The sequence below is a fragment of the Halalkalibacter suaedae genome (genome assembly GCF_017939705.1).
In the GTDB taxonomy this organism is placed as follows: Bacteria; Bacillota; Bacilli; order Bacillales; family Bacillaceae_D; genus Halalkalibacter; species Halalkalibacter suaedae.
The window spans coordinates 250,942-268,602 of the sequence record NZ_JAGKSQ010000002.1 but is presented as its reverse complement, the minus strand read 5'-3'; the positions used below and the strand labels follow the sequence as shown (position 1 = coordinate 268,602).

Sequence of the window (17,661 nt, the reverse complement as noted above, 5' to 3'; positions counted from 1 at the left end):
TTCACCTCCAAAAATTAATGACAGAACACATGCTTTCCAATTCTCTTTATTTGCGGTCTTGACCAAATCCATGCTGATGTAGCCGTATCTGGATTGAAGTAGTAAATCGCATTTCCGGTTGGATCTTGCCCGTTTAACGCATCTAGTACAGCACGTCTTGCCGTTTCATTTGGTGTCATATAAATCTGTCCATCTGCAACAGCTGTAAAGGCACGAGGTTCAAAAATAACTCCAGAAACTGTATTAGGGAAGATTGGACTGTTGATGCGATTAATAATCACTGCTGCTATTGCTACTTGTCCAACATACGATTCACCTCTGGCTTCTCCGTAAACTGCTTGAGCCATTAATTGGATATCGTTATCAGAATAGCCTGCTGGAACATTCGTTGCCTTCTGAATATCTGCGTTGTTATCTTGCTCCTCGGGTTGCTCTGGTTCTGGAGCTGGCTCTTCAACCGGTGTTTCTTCAGCTGGTTGCGGCTGTTGCTCGGGTTGTGCAGTTTGGTCATCAGCTTCATTAGGTTCAGCTGCTTGACCCTGAGCTTGATCTTCCTGCTCTTGCTGCTGCTGTTCTGCTTGCTCGGTTTGGTCACCTGTCGTTTGCCCCTGCTCGTTCGCTTGACCTTCACCTCGTTGTTGCTCTTCGCCTTGGTTGCCACCTTCTTGTCCTTGCTCATTAGCTTGCTCTTGTTGTTGGTTCCCTTGACCTTGCTCGTTCGCTTGACCTTGATTAGCTGGTTTTTTTTGACCTCCACTTGCACTTCCTTTAGGTCCTTTTTGTATTTCTAGTGGGGTCGTTCCATAATGAGTAAATTTCCTTCCTTCTTCTAATGCATTCTGGACAAATTCTTTATTATAATTTGTCGTTTTATTTAGCCTATCTTTCATTTGTGGTCCTACTAATCCATCCACTGTCATGCCAAATTCGTCTTGAAAGTTTCGAACAGCCCAGTAAGTCCCCCATCCAAAGACTCCATCAATGGTGCCGTTGTAAAAGCCAATATATTGAAGTCGTGACTGTAATTCTACAACATCATCACCCGTTGCTCCCTTTTGAATCACCTGATCTGAGAAGGCATGGGTAGTTTCTGAATGACTCAGAATACCGAAACAAATGATTACCATAATAAATGGAATCTTTAACGAAAACAGATTGTGTTTCATGTTGTATCCTCCTTGTCTCTGATTCATGACATATCCTGTATTTGTCATGATTGATAGGGATATTGTTTGTTTTAGCTATTTTTTTATACAAAATATGAAAAAAAAGTGAAAAACACAAAGAAACTCCCAGTTATAAACTGAGAGTCAGTACATATTTTTTTCTTTTTATCCTAAAACATTAAAATAACGACCTTCTGGATGGGCAAATACCATTGCCGTTACAGAGGCTTCTGGCTCCATCATAAATCCTTCAGTTAATTGAATACCGATTTTTTCTGGTTTTAACAACTTAAATAGTTTTTCCTGATCTTCAAGATTCGGACATGCCGGATAACCAAACGATACTCGTACTCCTTGATATTTTGCTGCAAAGCGTTGGTCCATTGTCATATCAGCAGAGTCCGGATAACCCATCCGATCACGCATTTGTTGATGGACACGCTCAGCAAAGCCTTCTGCAATTTCCAAAGCTGCTGCTTGGATTAAATGACTATATAGATAATCACCATCATTTTTTGCTTTTTCCCCTAAATCTCGTACTCCATGACCAGCAGTCACTGCTAAGAAACCAACATAGTCCATTTCTCCACTTGAAATAGGTCTTAGATAATCAGCTAGACATAAGTATGGTTTTTGACGTTGTCTTGGAAAAGAAAATCGCTCAAGTATCTTTGTCTGATCTTTAGGATCATAGATGATAATATCATTACCATCTGCTTGTGCTGGAAAGAACTGATACATACCATGTGCTTGAATAACTTGATTTTTCTTAGCTTCAGCTAAGAAATGATCAACTTTTTCTTTTAACGTTGTAGCTCGTTCATCCCCTTCTTCTAGTAGGCGACTCACTTTACCTTGTAAGCCAAGATGTCGACCAAGCAGCATCTGCATATTTATATAAGGCTCTAAATGAGATAACTTATAATCCCTTAAAATATGGGGATCTAAATCTGTTGGTGTGTAGATTCTGCCATCTCTTACAACGTCAGATTTCATCTCAACAATCGGTCGGTCCTCTATAGGTTCTCGTTCAGGTAAGCGAACAGCTTCCTTCTTTGCTCTCTCCTCAGCCAGTTCAATCGTTAATTTCTCTCGTTCATCAGGCTTCGCCAAACGATTGGCAATTTCCAAACCGTTCATTGCATCCTTCGCGTACAGAACGAGTCCATCATACTCAGCGGCGATTTTTGTATTTGTGAATTTCCTTGTTAAAGCCGCTCCTCCAACTAAAATCGGAATTGAAATTTGCTGTTGTTTTAAATCTTGTGCCGTTAACACCATTTGCTGTGCAGATTTAACAAGTAACCCTGATAGACCAATTGCGTCAGGATTCTCCCTTTCGACTGCTTCGATCAGTTCATTTGATGTCACTTTAATTCCCAAGTTGATAATTTTAAAACCATTGTTCCCTAAAATAATTTCAACAAGATTTTTCCCTATATCATGGACATCTCCCTTGACTGTTGCTAAAAGGATTTTACCTTTGCCATTGTCATCTTCCTTCTTTTCCATATATGGTTCTAGATGAGCAACAGAGGCTTTCATTACTTCGGCACTTTGTAGTACTTCAGCAACTATAAGTTCATTATTATTAAATAAGCGACCAACTTCGTCCATACCTGTCATAAGTGGTCCATTAATAATATCAAGCGGATCTTCATAACTTGCAAGAGCTAGATCAAGATCGGTTGCTAGCCCCTCTTTTGTTCCTTCAACAATATAAGAAGCAAGTCGCTCCTCTAGTGACATATTCGTAAGCTCTACCTTTTTCTCTGCTTTCTTCCCTCGGTAAAAGGCTGTGAATTCTGCAAGTGTTTCATCAGTTGTGTCAAAAAGAAGCGTTGTCGACATCTCTTTTTCCTCATCAGATATCGATGCATAGCGTTCTAATTTTTCAGTATTAACAATGGCGTAGTCAAGACCTGCTTGTGTACAGTGATATAAATAAACAGCATTCAGAACTTCTCGTCCAACTGGTGGCAATCCAAAAGAAACATTACTAACTCCAAGGATCGTTAAACACTTTGGCAGTGCTTCTTTAATCAATCGAATTCCTTCAACTGTTGCATTAGCAGAACCAATATACTGTTCATCACCTGTACCAACAGGGAATACGAGTGGATCAAAGATAATATCCTCTGGCTTCATTCCATATTTATGAACAAGGAGATCATGTGAACGTTTGGCGACCTCTAATTTCCGCTGGGCAGAAACAGCCATACCTTCTTCATCAATTGTTCCAACAACTATTGCTGCACCAAACCTTTTGACAATTGGAATAACAGCTTCAAAGCGCTCTTCTCCATCTTCAAGATTAATTGAATTAATGATTGCTTTTCCTTGTGAGTAAGTTAAAGCTTTTTCTATGACCTTCTCATCGGTAGAATCAATCATAAGAGGAACTTTCACTTTATTGACAACAAATTGCAAGAATTGTTCCATGTCCTCCATCTCTTCCCGATCCGGATCAGCTAAACATACATCAACAACATGGGCACCACGTTTTACTTGAGCACGTGCAATTTCAGATGCTTCTTCAAATTTCCCCTCGGCAATAAGTCGCTTAAATTTTCTCGATCCAATGACATTTGTTCTTTCGCCAACAAATAATGGTCTCATGCTATCATCATAAATCAGCGGCTCAATCCCAGAAACTGCGTGTGGGTGTTCCTTCTCAAACACACGAGGTTCAAAGTTCTTTGTTGCTTCAACCATTGCTTCGATATGCTTTGGTGTCGTTCCACAACAACCTCCCACAACATTTAACCACCCTTTTTCGGCAAATGCCGCTAACTTTAGGGCAAGTGATTCTGGCGATTCATGATAATGTCCCTCTTCATCAGGTAGGCCAGCATTCGGATAACAACTAACATAAGTAGTAGCCAATTCTGAAAGCGATCGAATATGATCTCGCATGAACTCAGGTCCTGTTGCACAATTTAACCCAACTACAGTAGGATTCATATGTTCAAGCGAGAGATAAAACGCCTCAATATTTTGTCCCGCTAGTGTTGTCCCCATTGGTTCAATCGTTCCAGAGATAAAAATGGGTAGATGCACATCTAATTCCGCGAATGCTTGTTCAATTCCGATATATCCGGCTTTAACATTTCTCATATCTTGACTTGTTTCAAGTAAAAGGATATCTGCACCACCGAGGATGATACCTCGAGCCTGTTCTTGGTATGATTCCACTAATTTTTCAAATGTCGTTCCACCAGTTACAGATAGTGATTTGGTCGTTGGTCCCATTGCACCAGCAACAAACCTCGGCCACTCTGCAGTTGAAAATTCATCTGCGACCTTTCGGGCGATTTCTGTTGCGATCCGACTTAGTTCTTCTGCTTTGTGACCTAAATCATAGTCATCTAAAACAATATCACTTGACCCGAACGTGTTCGTTGAAATGATATCAGCCCCAGCCTCTAAGTACTCACGATGAATCCGTTCAAGCACATGAGGGGCAGTTTCATTCAAATACTCATTGCACCCCTCAAATTCTTCGCCACCAAAATCCTCAGCAGTTAAGTCTGCTTGCTGAAGCATTGTTCCCATCGCACCATCTAGTATTAAAATTTTCTTTTCCAGCTGTTGTTCAAACAAAGACTTAGTCATATGTTCATCCCTTCTACCACTTCTCTATCTAGTTTTGTAACGATAATTTCTGTGCATGAATATAATTCGTTAACTCGACAGTCATTTCATAACGTAAAAATGGAGTAATTAAATATATTCCATTAAAATAGGTAAGTGCTGTGTCAATCAATGATTTCGCAATCGTTAATCCTTCAAGGGTTGCAGCATCTCTATTTTCACCGCATGCCGCCATTGCTTGACGAATATCATCGGTGAGCTTAATTCCCGGAACTTCATTGTGCAAAAATTCTGCATTTCTTGTGCCTGTTAGTGGCATAATTCCAATATAAATTGGTTGTTCAATATGCTTCGTTTCATGATAGAGCGCCTCTATTTGATCAGCACTATACATTGGCTGTGTCATAAAATAATCAGCACCACTTTCAATCTTTTTCTCCATTCGTTGAACAGCCTTATCTAAATGACGAACGTTAGGATTAAATGCTGCCCCGATCGAGAAAGAAGCTTTTTGGCCAAGCTCCTTGCCTGAAAAAGAAAGCCCTTCATTTAATTGCTTAATGAATTGAATTAATTGAAAAGATGTTAGATCATAGACAGAGGTTGCTCCTGGAAAATCACCAACTTTTGTAGGGTCACCAGTAATTGCAAGCACATCATCTATTCCTAAAGCATGCAGTCCCATTAAGTGAGATTGAAGTCCAATTAGATTACGATCACGGCAGGTAATATGAACGAGTGGACGCACTCCCTGACTTTTAATCATTGAACCCAATGCCAAATTGTCTACTCGAGGAGAGGCAAGGGAATTGTCTGCCATTGTTACGGCATCAACACCTGCGTTCTTTAATGCCTGTGCTCCTTGCATAAATTTAACAGTATTTAATTTTTTCGGTGGATCTAACTCAACAATGACCGATTTTTTCACTTTAATTATTTCAGTTAAAGGCTTTTGATTACGTTTTGTTACCTGAGACTCTAATGTAGTAAAGACAATAGGACGTACGATTTTATTCGTAACTGGTTTTTCCGTTGCCTTAACTTGTGCAAATGCCTCAATATGAGCTGGCGTTGTACCGCAGCACCCGCCTAAAAAACGTACACCCTGTTCAACAAATTTCCTACCCATTGATTCAAAATAGTCCGCATTCGATTGATAAAACACTCGACCATCACGATAATCAGGTAGACTTGCATTTGGAAAAGCAGAAAAATAACCTTTAGCAGGCAATGGAATCGTTTCAAATGAACGAAGCATATGAAACGGCCCCATACGACAGTTCAACCCTACTATATCTGCACCACTTAAATACAATTGATCGAATGCATCAGACACAGCAATCCCACCATTTAACACCCCAACCTCACCTAGTGAAATGTTCATGACAATCGGCAAATCAGTCAAACGTCGAGCGAGTGTCACTGCCATAATCGCTTCTTCTAAGTCGTAAAAGGTTTCAAGTAAAAGCCCATCGACTCCAGCTGCTACTAGCACTTCAATTTGTTCTTTAAATGCTTCTTCAATTACTTCTAGTTCCCACTCTTCTAAATGAAAACGCCGAATCCCACCAACCGTTCCAAAAATATACGTAGCCTCTGTCGCTGCTTGTTGGGCTAACTCTACTGCTTTACGGTTAATTTCTGGAACCTTGTCAATTAATCCATACTTTTCAAGCTTTAATCTATTTGCTGCATACGTATTTGTTTGAATAACATCAGCACCTGCTTGAATGTATTGAAGATGAACATCAATGATCTTGTCTGGTTTTGTTAGATTTATCTCTTCAAAGCATTGATCAATACCCTGTTCATAAAGAACCGTTCCCATTGCCCCGTCGCCAATAAGTATCTCTGTAGCCAATCTTTCTAAAAAATTCTTCATCTACTCTCCCCCTTATTAACGACCAACCTGTTCCTTTACATAACGAAATGCTTGATCTAAATCTTGAATTAAATCTTGTTCACGTTCTATACCAACAGAAAAGCGTAGTAGTCTATTACACACACCATTCGCAATACGAATGTCTTCAGGAATATCCATATGAGTTTGTGTAGCAGGGTACGTCATTAAGCTTTCTACTCCACCAAGACTTTCTGCAAATGAAACTAGCTTTAACTGTTGCAAGAATGGATTAACCCACTTTTCGTCTAAAATACGAAATGAGATCATTCCACCTTTACCTGGATACAGCACATCTGTTACTCCATCTTGTGTTTCTAAATATGAAACAAGTGCTTTCGCATTTGACTCGTGTTTTTCCATTCTCAAGGCTAACGTTTTCATTCCTCTTATTAGTAGCCAAGAGTCAAACGCTGAAAGGATTGCCCCTATTCCATTATGATAGTAGAATAATTTATTACAAAGCTCTTCACCTCGTGCAACAATTAATCCCGCAATGACATCATTATGTCCACCTAAATATTTAGAGGCACTATGTATGACGATGTGAGCCCCATCCACAAGTGGTTGCTGTAATAACGGGGTATAGAAGGTATTATCTACTATTAACAATAGTCCATGTTTTTCGGCTAACTTTGCCAAATCAGGAATCGAAGCTTCCTGCATTAGTGGGTTTGTCGGTGTTTCAATAAATAACGCTTTCGTTCTTTCATTAATCGACTTTTCAAATTCTTCAAGATTCCGGGGATCAGCATAAGCGAATGACAGCCCCCATCGGTTCCAGCCTTGTTCAAATAAACGATAAGTACCTCCGTATAAATCTTTAGACGCTAGAATCTCATCACCTTGTTCAAATAAAGAGAAAACAGTTTGGATTGCAGCCATACCAGAACTACACGCAAAGCCCCTGTCTCCCTCTTCAAGGGTAGCGATTGCATTTTCAACGACTTCTCGAGTTGGATTTCCTGTTCTCGCATAATCATATCCTGTTGATTCACCAATTCCAGTGTGTCGGTACGCTGTCGAAAAATAAACAGGTGTATTAATGGTTCCAGTTCGATCCTCTGATCTATTTCCAATTTGCACTAAAATTGTTTCTAATTTTTCACGATTCATGTTAATCCCCCTAAGTATAATAAAAAACACCTTCTCGGTAAGAAGAAGGTGTTGTTGTTATCAGCAAGCACTCCTTCTTATCTTTCAAGTCAATGACTTGATGGATTTAGCACCTGACCTACTATAGGCTGGTTGCTGAGACATCATAGGGCCATTCCCTCCGTCTCTCTTGATAAGAATTCAAAAATTATTTTATTAGTCTAAAATTACAACAAGTTAGGTCATTTTGCAAGAGATTTTTTTAATAGAATTTAAAAATCAACTTCTCTTTTCTAAGCTTACTCAGGTGTTGCATCAACATGTAAATGGGCTTCATTTCCACATACACATCTTTTAAATCCGGTTTCATATTCACCTTGTTCATTTTGTCTTCCACGTAAAATATACTTTTCACCACATTGTGAACAACGAATGACGATCCGGTATCGTTTGTTTGTAATCATCGTAACTCCTCCATCCATACTCCTAAATTAGATATCTAGCTCATTCGCCCGCTTCACCTTCTTCAAAGCAACCCACCATAAGAAAAACATAAAAGGAACGATGCCAATTAGAAAGTACATATCAAAAACAACCAGAATTAAATCATAGCTACCATGTGATATAACAGGCAAAAGTAATGAATAAGCTAAATACCTTTTTCGTTTTTCTGCTTCTACTTTACTCCTACCCAAATAATAACCCATTAACACTCCGTACAACGCATGACTCGAAACGGGTAAAAGTGCACGACCAATAGCCGTTTCTAAACCATTTGCAATGAGATAGAATAGGTTCTCCAAAGAAGCAAAACCTAAAGAAAGCGAAACCCCAAAAACGATTCCGTCATATCTCCTAGTAAACATTGCGTGCTGATACGTAAAAAAGTAGAGTAAAAACCATTTAAAGAACTCCTCAGTAAACCCATATAAAAGAAAGGCACGTACAAAAGCTTGCTCAAAATAACCCTCGGTTGTAAAAGCGTACTGTAATACCATAACAGGAAACACTAGGAGAGCACCAATAAAAAAGGTTCTAAAAATTAGACCGATTGTTGTATCATTATAGTGGTTTCGTAAATAAAAATAAGATAATAAGGCCATGCCTGGAGCGATCGCTGCAGTAATAAGGGCAAACATTATTAATCCTTTCTTCTAATTCATCATTAGGTTTATTGAGTATAAAAAAAGGCTAAATAAAGATATTGTGATAAACTAACATCATAGATACATAAAGTTGAGGTGCTAAAATGAAAAAGATATTAGTGTTGCATACTGGTGGAACGATCGCTATGCATGAAAATGAACAAGGATCTGTTACCACACATCTAGTAAACCCATTATATTCCACAATAGAGTCCCTTTCAACCATCGCATCTGTTATTGTTGATGATTATTTAAATTTACCTTCACCGCATATGACTCCGAATTTAATGGTTGATTTAGCCGAACGACTAAAGGAAAGAGTCCGAGAAGATAAGCTCGATGGAATCGTTGTTACTCACGGGACAGATACTCTTGAGGAGACAGCTTATTTATTGGATCTACTTCTTGATTGGGATATTCCAGTCGTGATTACTGGTGCGATGCGTTCTAGTAACGAGTTAGGGGCGGATGGTCCTCATAACTTAATTGCATCTGTCAGAGTAGCGGAGAGTGATCAAGCCTCTGGGAAAGGTGTGCTTGTCGTACTCAATGATGAAATACATACGGCAAAAAATGTCACAAAAACACATTCAAGTAATATCGCAACATTCCAGAGCCCCCAATATGGACCTATTGGCATTGTGACGAAACGGGGAGTTTCATTCCACCATACATTAGCTACGAGAGAAACCTATCCACTAACTAAATTGACAAAAAATGTAGCCTTGTTAAAAACATATGCAGGAATGGATAATTCTATATTAGAAGCAATCAGTAGTACAAACATAGACGGTCTAGTCATTGAAGCAATGGGTCAAGGAAATATCCCTCCTTCCATTCTCCCAGCACTTAATGAATTAATTAAACGAAATACTCCGGTTGTATTAGTCTCGCGTTGCTTCAATGGTGTCGTTCAAGATACTTACGCCTATGAAGGTGGCGGTAAGATGCTTAAAGATTTAGGAGTTATTTTCACAAATGGCTTAAATGGACCTAAGGCACGTCTGAAACTGATGGCTGTACTTGAACAGACAACCGACCATACCAATTTACAAGATGCATTTCTAAAATAGCGAAATAATCCAGCCGTAAGCTAATAACTTACAGCTGGATTTTCAGTTTTATAACCGTAGTTCCAACTAATCATTGTCCATCTCTACTATATGTTTAGCAATTAATCCTCCATGAAAACGCCCATTCTCAATGAAGATTTCATTCGCATCATTACCTGCTGCAATAACACCCGCAATATAAAGGCCTTCTACATTCGTTTCCATCGATTCTGGTTCAAAAAACGGTCTCCCTGTTTCTGAATCTACACTCACCCCCATACTTTGGATAAATGTATGATCTGGGTGATACCCAGTCATTGCAAACACTGCATCCGCTTTAATTTTCTTTTCTATACTGTTTACTTCATAAATAACGTGAGTAGCTGTGATTTCCTTAATACTCGCTTCAAATTCCATTCCAATCTTCCCATGACGAACGAGTGCTTCAAACTCAGGTAAAATCCATGGCTTGACACTGTTTGAATAGTGACTTCCACGATATAAGTTGGTTACTCTAGCCCCAGCTTTTTCGAGTTCTAGTGAAGCATCTACAGCAGAATTCTTTCCACCGATAACCACCACATCCATATCAAAAAACGGATGTGCTTCTTTAAAATAATGATAAACATGATCTTGATCTTCTCCAGGTATATTCATTAGATTTGGTGAATCATAATATCCTGTCGCAACAATAACAAAATTAGCTTCATATGTATCATTTGTTGTATCTACGGTAAAACCTTCAACATATTTCTTTACTGACAAAACACGCTCATAAGAATGAATTCTAATATTTTTACGTTTTACGACGTCCCGATAATAGACGAGTGCCTGATTTCGTCTTGGCTTTCGCTCTTCTGTCATGAAAGCTACGCCACCAATTTCTAATTTTTCACTCGTACTGAAAAAAGTCTGATGTGTTGGATAGTTGTAGATAGAATTCACAACATTTTCCTTTTCAATTACTAATGGATCCAATCCCCTATCCATACAGGCAATCGCTGCAGACAAGCCGCAAGGTCCTCCACCAATTATAATGACCTGTTCTTTTCTCATCTTATCACCTACAATAAAATCCCCTGTATCTTAGACACAAGGGATTTTTTTATTTAGTATACCAGATTATACCCAGCCACGGAAACGTGAAGCTTCCGCCATTTTTCTCACGCCTGTCATATAAGCAGCTAAACGCATGTCTACTTTTCGATTCCGAGCCGTCTGATAGATCGTTTCAAATGATTGAACCATTACTTTTTCTAAACGACCTTCAACTTCATCCTCTGTCCAATAATATCCTTGATTATTTTGAACCCACTCAAAATAAGAAACCGTTACACCACCCGCACTTGCCAACACATCTGGAACTAATAATATATCACGTTCAGTTAAAATTCTCGTTGCTTCCATCGTTGTTGGGCCATTGGCTGCTTCAACAATAATAGATGCTTTAATATTATGAGCATTTTCCTCGGTAATTTGGTTCTCGATTGCTGCTGGAACGAGGATATCACAGTCAAGTTCCAAAAGTTCCTTGTTTGTGATTGTTTCTTTAAACAACTTTGTAACTGTACCAAAGCTATCTCTACGATCTAATAAATAATCAACGTCAAGACCCTCAGGATCGTATAATCCACCGTAAGCGTCCGAAATTCCAACAACGATCGCTCCTGCATCATGCATGAATTTAGCTAAAAAGCTACCCGCATTTCCAAATCCTTGAATTACTACTCGGGCTCCATCTATATCAATTCCTCTTTTCTTAGCTGCTTCACGTATACAAATGGTTACTCCTTTTGCAGTAGCCGATTCTCTACCATGTGAACCGCCAAGAACAAGTGGTTTCCCTGTTATAAAGCCAGGAGAATCAAATTCGCGAATCCGACTATACTCATCAAGCATCCAAGCCATGATTTGTGAATTAGTAAACACATCTGGTGCTGGAATATCCTTTGTTGGACCTACAATCTGGCTTATCGCTCGAACATAACCGCGACTTAATCGCTCTAACTCACGAAAAGACATTTCACGAGGATCGCAAATAATTCCACCTTTACCTCCTCCGTATGGGAGATCCACAATCCCAGCCTTCAAACTCATCCAAATGGATAATGCCTTTACTTCCTTCTCACTGACATGTGGGTGAAAGCGAACACCACCTTTTGTTGGACCAACAGCATCATTGTGTTGTGCACGATACCCCGTAAATATTTTCGTCGACCCATCATCCATTCGAATTGGGATCCGAACAGTTAGCATTCGAATTGGCTCTTTTAATAACTCAAACATTTCTTCTGGATAGCCAAGCTTGTCCAAAGCCTTTTTAATTACTTGTTGTGTTGAAAGGAGTACGTCCATTTGCTCTGTACTCTTCATTTTTTCATCCATGTGTTTTTTCACCTCTAATGAGTTTCACTTAAACCTGTCACACCAATTTACTATAATCAAATCATAATCGAATTTCCACTTTTTTTTGAACACTTTTTATTCCCTTTTCCGTTTAACCTAACATAAAAAAAGAGGACTGAAAACCGATCAGTCCTGTTTCCTTTTAATGAAATGTACATATAATCGCTGCATTGCCTCGTACATGATAATTTCTTTTCCATATTCTTCAACCCGATGAGAGGAAACTGTTGAAGGTGTACCAAACTCAGATAATAACGCAACAAATGCCTCTTCATTATTCATATCGAAATCAAATTCATCAAATCGGATGAAATAGCGACTTTCAAAGGCATAAAGGCTGCCTCCTCTAATACCAAAGGGATATAGTCTAGACGTGAGAGCAATAACATCTTCTATATTTTCGAACTCATAAAAAATGTCATCTGTCTCATCTAATGTTACTTGCATCTCAATATAGCCTTCTTCAAAACCTTCTTCATCAAAATCATCTGCATCGCTTTTTGATACTATTATAATCATACCTTGGGCAGGCATAGCATAAACTTCAACTGCAATTGGTCCATCAACCTTAAACCCTAGTTCATCATCAGCCTCATGCATCATATCTCGAAATAAATCGTGCACTTTAGGGAGGTCCTGCCAAAGATCTTCTTTCGTTAACCCCCGTTCACGCATATCATCATATGTTAAGAACACTTTAAATTTATTTGTATTTAATCGCTCTAGACGCATCCTATCACCCTCCTCATACTGCAAATCATTCGTTCCCAAAAACTTCATACTATACGGTATGAAAGGACAGAAAAGAAGGTTCGCAAACTAGAGACTAAGTTTTAACACATCTGTTATTTTGCTTGAAGCTGGTTCTTTAACCAATCTTCCCAATCCTGTTTAGTCTTGCCTACGACATAATGTCCATACTCTTTTTGTTGGTCCTCATTCAAATGGTCAAACGCGTACCCGCCTGTTCCAATTACTAATTCCGGAAATTTCAAATGAAGATCATCAATAAGCTTCATCGTAATGTCAAGATTATCCTTCATCGTACACGACGTAAAGAACATTTGTGCACCTACTTCATTAATAACAAGCTCAATATCCCCTGTTGGTATGCCTAACCCTAAATAAATAACCTCAAAACCTTTTCGCCTCAAAAATAAAGTGTAAATTAATAACCCTAATTCATGTGTTTCATCCGGTCCGCAAACAGCAATCACTTTCGGTAGAAAACCATCTATCGGCATACTATGGAAGATCGTTCCAATTTTTGTTCGTAGAAAAGCAGTAACAAAGTGCTCATGTGCGACTGTGATCTCATTCTTTTCCCACATCGTTCCAACTTTCACAAGAAGGGTTCCTAAAATATCGATAGTGACCTTCTCAATACTAAATAAACAAAAAGCTTGATTTAAAAGCTGGTTTGCTTGGTTTTCTTTAAAAGACAGAAGTGCGTCTAATATTTCGTTGGATAATTGGATTGAATAGTCTTCATGTTTATTGGCTTCATTTGTCTCCAACGATATTGACCCTTTTTCATACAAACCGACTGCTTGTCCAATCGTAAAACCTTTATTTACTTTGTCAATGAGCCACTTTAAGATAGCAACATGTTCATCTGAGTATAAGCGATGTCCAGCTTCATTACGGACGGGTTCAATAATATGGTAACGTCTCTCCCAAGCCCTCAATGTACCAGCTTGGATTCCGAGCATCGTTGATATTGCTTTAATATTATATTTCCCTTCTTTGGATGTCATATTCTTTTCCTCCTATACCAAAAAAAACACATCCGATAATCTTATTAAGTATATCTAATCATACAAGCTGTGTAAACTTTGTATAACATATTAAATAGGTTACACAGATTGCTTTAGTAGTCTTAGAAGATGTGTTTGGGCACGAGCACCCAACCTAAAAGGCAGTAAGGTTGTACCGTAGCCATTACTAATTAAGTGGTACTCATTTGTTGCCTTTATTAATCTGCCTTTTTCCTTAAGCCCAAATCCTAAAAAACGTATTTGTCCGCCATGCGTATGACCACTAAGAATTAATGGAATTTTTTTCAAAAGATGTTTTTTCTCTTGTGGATCATGACATAGAAGGATGTTGAATTGAGTTTCATCAATACGTTGTTCAAGACCTTTGGCTTCATCTCTTGTCAGATCAAAAGAAGTGCCTATGAGATGAATAGATTCTTCACCTCTCCTAATAGTGTCAATATCGTTCACAAGCTCAATTACTCCATGTAATTTGAATATCTCCTGTAACTTTTGTGAGTTCACTTCAACATCATTGTTTCCCCATATAAAATACGTTGGAGCCAGACATGTGAGTTGTTTGACATTGTTTTCTATTCTGGAATATGAAACACCTTTCTCACAAAGATCTCCGCCAATTACGATTAAATCAACATCTCCTTCGACAGTGTTAAGTAATGATTTTGAAATATTTCTTTTATGAACATCACTAATAAAATAAATCTGAAAATTGTGAAACTCCTTAGGGATACTTGTGAAAAAGAGATTATGACTTAACACAGCATCCCTAAAAGCTTCCTTCCACATATATCCAACCAATAATAATGCAACTAATAATAAACTAAGAAAAATCACCATTTTTAACCCCCAAGACACTATGATGTTACTAACTAACCATAAAGATGATCATTATTACTTCCTTCCGTCTATCAATTCTAGATCACACTCTACCTTATTTGAACAAACACCTTGAGTCTATTCAATTCATTAATCCATTTTAGTTCCAGCTTTAACCCTATTACTATTTATAATCAACTGATCCCCTATGTAAAGACAAAAAAAGTATGCCATAGGAAGTAATCAATCTTATGACATACTAGCAAAACTATTTTAAATTATGACTTACTTGGCTCATTGATTCCTTCTGCTTATTTACATCACGATCAAGAAAATCAACGGCGGCTTTCCCTAAGCATTTTGCTGCAACTAACATCGCTTCTTCATCAAAATCGAACTTCGGGTGATGATGGGGATAGGTTATACCTTTTTCTACATTTCCAGCACCAGTGAAAAAGAATGTTCCAGGAACGTGCTGCAGATAATAAGCAAAATCCTCACCACCCATAACTGGATCAATTTCATATATCTTTTCTTCGTTATAGAATTCTTTTGTGGAGATAACAAGAGCTTCGGTTTCACTTGGATCATTAACAACTGCAGGATAACCTTTTTTATAGGATAGCGTGTAGGTTGCATTCATCGCTTCACAAATACCTTTTGTAATCTGTTCCATTCTAGCAATAATGAGGTCCTGAACTTCAGGATCAAACGTTCGGACAGTACCGACAATTGTTGCAGAATCCGCAATAACATTAAATGCACCGCCAGAATGAAATGAACCAACAGTTACTACAGCTGCCTTTAATGGATCGACGTTTCTACTAACGATATGCTGGAGCTGACCGACAACAGCTGCTCCTACTGTAATTGAATCGACTGTCTCATGTGGACTAGCCCCGTGTCCACCTCTTCCTTGAATTGTAAGATCAAAACGATCAGATGCAGCCATCATTGGACCACTACAATAAGCAATATCCCCAACTGGTATTGGTGACCAAAGATGAGTTCCGTAAATGGCATCAACGCCTTCTAGACAGCCATCTTTAATCATTTCGATTGCACCACCCGGAGCTAATTCCTCAGCAAACTGATGGATTAACACAACCGTCCCCTTCAACTCAGTTCTAAGCTCTACTAACACTTTGGCTAAGACGAGTAATGTTGCGGTATGGCCATCATGGCCACAAGCGTGCATCACACCAGGTTTTTTTGAAGAAAACGGTAGGTTTGTCTCTTCTTGTATTGGAAGTGCATCAAAGTCTGCTCGTAGTGCCACTGTTTTTCCAGGTTTGTCTCCTTTTATATAGCCAACTACGCCTCTACCACCGACTCCTCTTCGCACTTCAATACCAAGTCGCTCAAGATAATCCGCTATCATCTGCGGTGTTTTCTCTTCATGAAAGGAAAGCTCTGGCTGTTCATGCAGTAATCTACGAATATCGACCATTTCAGGAAAAAGCTGTTCTAAACGTCTAAACATTTGTTCAACCATATGTACATCTCCTCACCTATAATTACTTATTAAAAAGAAGCTGACCTATGGAGTCAGCTTCAGCTGCATTATGCTTATTCAGATTGATCAGAAACTTTTAGCATATAAATCGCCATAACAACAGCTAATATCATTGCTAGAAATCCGAAACCAAGTATGGCTACAAGTTGAACAGCTGACATAATTACCACTCCCTACAATCTTATCACGCTTATAGAAAAAGCACATACACTATAATGTCGTTGTTACGTGTATTATACCATACATCCCTATTTTGATAAACGTTCAAAACGAATTAAATATTGTGTAAGATAAAGCAACATTTTAATTGAAGATTTAGAAATAAAAGGATATACTGAAATTATCAGATAACAGAAAACGCTTTCAAGAACGAAAAACTTTAGATTGGGAGTGATCAAACTTGATATTAACAAAAGTAACCGACAAATCGCTCGTGACAAATCAAGACTTATCATTTAACCATCGTTTAGGGATACCTGTTGAAGTTTTTTGTTTAAAAGAAAGAAAGACCGTTGCTTTTGGGCAAATGAGTCATTTTAATGATCAGCTTATCGTTATCCAAGGAAAGGCTTTTCTGCGATCTCAATTCTTATTTTTTGGTCATCCATCATTAGAGGAGACATCCTAGGTTCCCAAAAAGGGTTTCTTAAAAGTGATTTACCATTCCTTTTAAGAAACCCTTTTTACTTATGGTATAAATTTATGTCATATTCCTTCTTCATATATGAAAAGACATGTTCCCTAGCTTCCCAGTTGATATCTTCTTCCCATAGTTCTGTACTTCGAATGATTAATTCTTCTCTTAACGCCTCAAACTCTTTTTCTGCTTTCGTCGACTTTTTTGTAAAGAAACGGATCTGTATAAAGCCAATAGATAGAAGCAGCATCAAAAACAACATATATGGATGAGTCACGATTAATGATAATACATTTGTATTGAAGGATACATGATGGGAAGAAAACACTTGAAATCCTAACAAAAATAAAATAGCTAAACAAAAGAGAGCATATAATGACCATCTCATTTTCGCTTTCTCCATTTTTTCAAGCTTATCTTTCCTTTTTACTAGTTCTTCTAACATCACCTTTACTATTTCTGGTCCTGATCTAATGTTCCATTCCTTAAACACCTTCATCCCATCACACCCCCTAATCATTACTATATATGTTAGTAAGACAAGGGTTAGAAGTAC

At 38.3% G+C, this 17,661-nt stretch carries 15 protein-coding genes and 1 riboswitch; of the genes, 2 read left to right on the top strand and 13 right to left on the bottom strand.

Annotated features, from left to right (window positions below; genetic code table 11):
• Positions 1 to 14: 14 nt before the first annotated feature.
• The 6 genes from sleB to prsW form a co-directional block, all read right to left on the bottom strand.
• Positions 15 to 1,166 carry a spore cortex-lytic enzyme gene (gene sleB / locus J7W16_RS05415; RefSeq protein ID WP_210596234.1) on the bottom strand — a complete coding sequence of 384 codons (1,152 nt, stop codon included), beginning with the start codon at positions 1,164 to 1,166 and terminating at the stop codon, positions 15 to 17.
• A 165-nt stretch (positions 1,167 to 1,331) separates the two neighbouring features.
• Positions 1,332 to 4,781: a methionine synthase gene (gene metH / locus J7W16_RS05410; RefSeq protein ID WP_210596232.1), complete on the bottom strand. Its 3,450-nt coding sequence runs from the start codon at positions 4,779 to 4,781 to the stop codon at positions 1,332 to 1,334.
• A gap of 28 nt (positions 4,782 to 4,809) precedes the next feature.
• Complete coding sequence (locus J7W16_RS05405) at positions 4,810 to 6,642, bottom strand: bifunctional homocysteine S-methyltransferase/methylenetetrahydrofolate reductase (protein ID WP_210596230.1); 1,833 nt, start codon at positions 6,640 to 6,642, stop codon at positions 4,810 to 4,812.
• Positions 6,643 to 6,657: 15 nt separating this feature from the next.
• Positions 6,658 to 7,776, bottom strand: a complete 1,119-nt coding sequence (locus J7W16_RS05400) for a methionine biosynthesis PLP-dependent protein (protein WP_210596222.1) — start codon at positions 7,774 to 7,776, stop codon at positions 6,658 to 6,660.
• Between the two features lie 74 nt (positions 7,777 to 7,850).
• A riboswitch (SAM riboswitch) is annotated at positions 7,851 to 7,955 on the bottom strand.
• A gap of 99 nt (positions 7,956 to 8,054) precedes the next feature.
• Complete coding sequence (locus J7W16_RS05395; RefSeq protein ID WP_210596220.1) at positions 8,055 to 8,219, bottom strand: hypothetical protein; 165 nt, start codon at positions 8,217 to 8,219, stop codon at positions 8,055 to 8,057.
• Positions 8,220 to 8,246: 27 nt separating this feature from the next.
• Positions 8,247 to 8,894, bottom strand: a complete 648-nt coding sequence (prsW, locus tag J7W16_RS05390; RefSeq protein ID WP_210596218.1) for a glutamic-type intramembrane protease PrsW — start codon at positions 8,892 to 8,894, stop codon at positions 8,247 to 8,249.
• Positions 8,895 to 9,004: 110 nt separating this feature from the next.
• Between prsW and J7W16_RS05385 the strand changes: the two genes are divergently transcribed.
• A complete protein-coding gene (locus tag J7W16_RS05385) occupies positions 9,005 to 9,973 on the top strand; it encodes an asparaginase (RefSeq protein ID WP_210596216.1) in 969 nt (322 codons plus the stop codon).
• Positions 9,974 to 10,039: 66 nt separating this feature from the next.
• Here J7W16_RS05385 and J7W16_RS05380 read toward each other — a convergent pair whose 3' ends face one another.
• The 6 genes from J7W16_RS05380 to J7W16_RS05355 all read right to left on the bottom strand — a co-directional run bounded on the left by J7W16_RS05380 (position 10,040) and on the right by J7W16_RS05355 (position 16,447).
• Positions 10,040 to 11,008: a YpdA family putative bacillithiol disulfide reductase gene (locus J7W16_RS05380; protein WP_210596215.1), complete on the bottom strand. Its 969-nt coding sequence runs from the start codon at positions 11,006 to 11,008 to the stop codon at positions 10,040 to 10,042.
• A gap of 66 nt (positions 11,009 to 11,074) precedes the next feature.
• Positions 11,075 to 12,337: a Glu/Leu/Phe/Val family dehydrogenase gene (locus tag J7W16_RS05375; RefSeq protein ID WP_210596213.1), complete on the bottom strand. Its 1,263-nt coding sequence runs from the start codon at positions 12,335 to 12,337 to the stop codon at positions 11,075 to 11,077.
• A 147-nt stretch (positions 12,338 to 12,484) separates the two neighbouring features.
• On the bottom strand, positions 12,485 to 13,090 hold the full coding sequence (locus J7W16_RS05370) for a genetic competence negative regulator (protein ID WP_210596211.1): 606 nt from the start codon (positions 13,088 to 13,090) through the stop codon (positions 12,485 to 12,487).
• A gap of 113 nt (positions 13,091 to 13,203) precedes the next feature.
• Positions 13,204 to 14,115, bottom strand: a complete 912-nt coding sequence (locus tag J7W16_RS05365; RefSeq protein ID WP_210596209.1) for a MerR family transcriptional regulator — start codon at positions 14,113 to 14,115, stop codon at positions 13,204 to 13,206.
• A gap of 99 nt (positions 14,116 to 14,214) precedes the next feature.
• The gene (locus J7W16_RS05360; RefSeq protein WP_210596207.1) at positions 14,215 to 14,973 is read right to left on the bottom strand and encodes a metallophosphoesterase; all 759 of its coding nucleotides are present in this window, start codon (positions 14,971 to 14,973) and stop codon (positions 14,215 to 14,217) included.
• Positions 14,974 to 15,220: 247 nt separating this feature from the next.
• Positions 15,221 to 16,447 carry a M20 family metallopeptidase gene (locus tag J7W16_RS05355; protein WP_210596205.1) on the bottom strand — a complete coding sequence of 409 codons (1,227 nt, stop codon included), beginning with the start codon at positions 16,445 to 16,447 and terminating at the stop codon, positions 15,221 to 15,223.
• 421 nt (positions 16,448 to 16,868) lie between these two features.
• On the opposite strand from J7W16_RS05355, the gene J7W16_RS05350 reads away from it, so the two are divergent.
• Positions 16,869 to 17,096, top strand: a complete 228-nt coding sequence (locus J7W16_RS05350) for a hypothetical protein (RefSeq protein ID WP_210596204.1) — start codon at positions 16,869 to 16,871, stop codon at positions 17,094 to 17,096.
• Between the two features lie 55 nt (positions 17,097 to 17,151).
• Here the strand turns inward: J7W16_RS05350 and J7W16_RS05345 are convergent, their stop codons facing one another.
• A complete protein-coding gene (locus J7W16_RS05345) occupies positions 17,152 to 17,604 on the bottom strand; it encodes a DUF2663 family protein (protein WP_210596202.1) in 453 nt (150 codons plus the stop codon).
• Between the last annotated feature and the right edge of the window lie 57 nt (positions 17,605 to 17,661).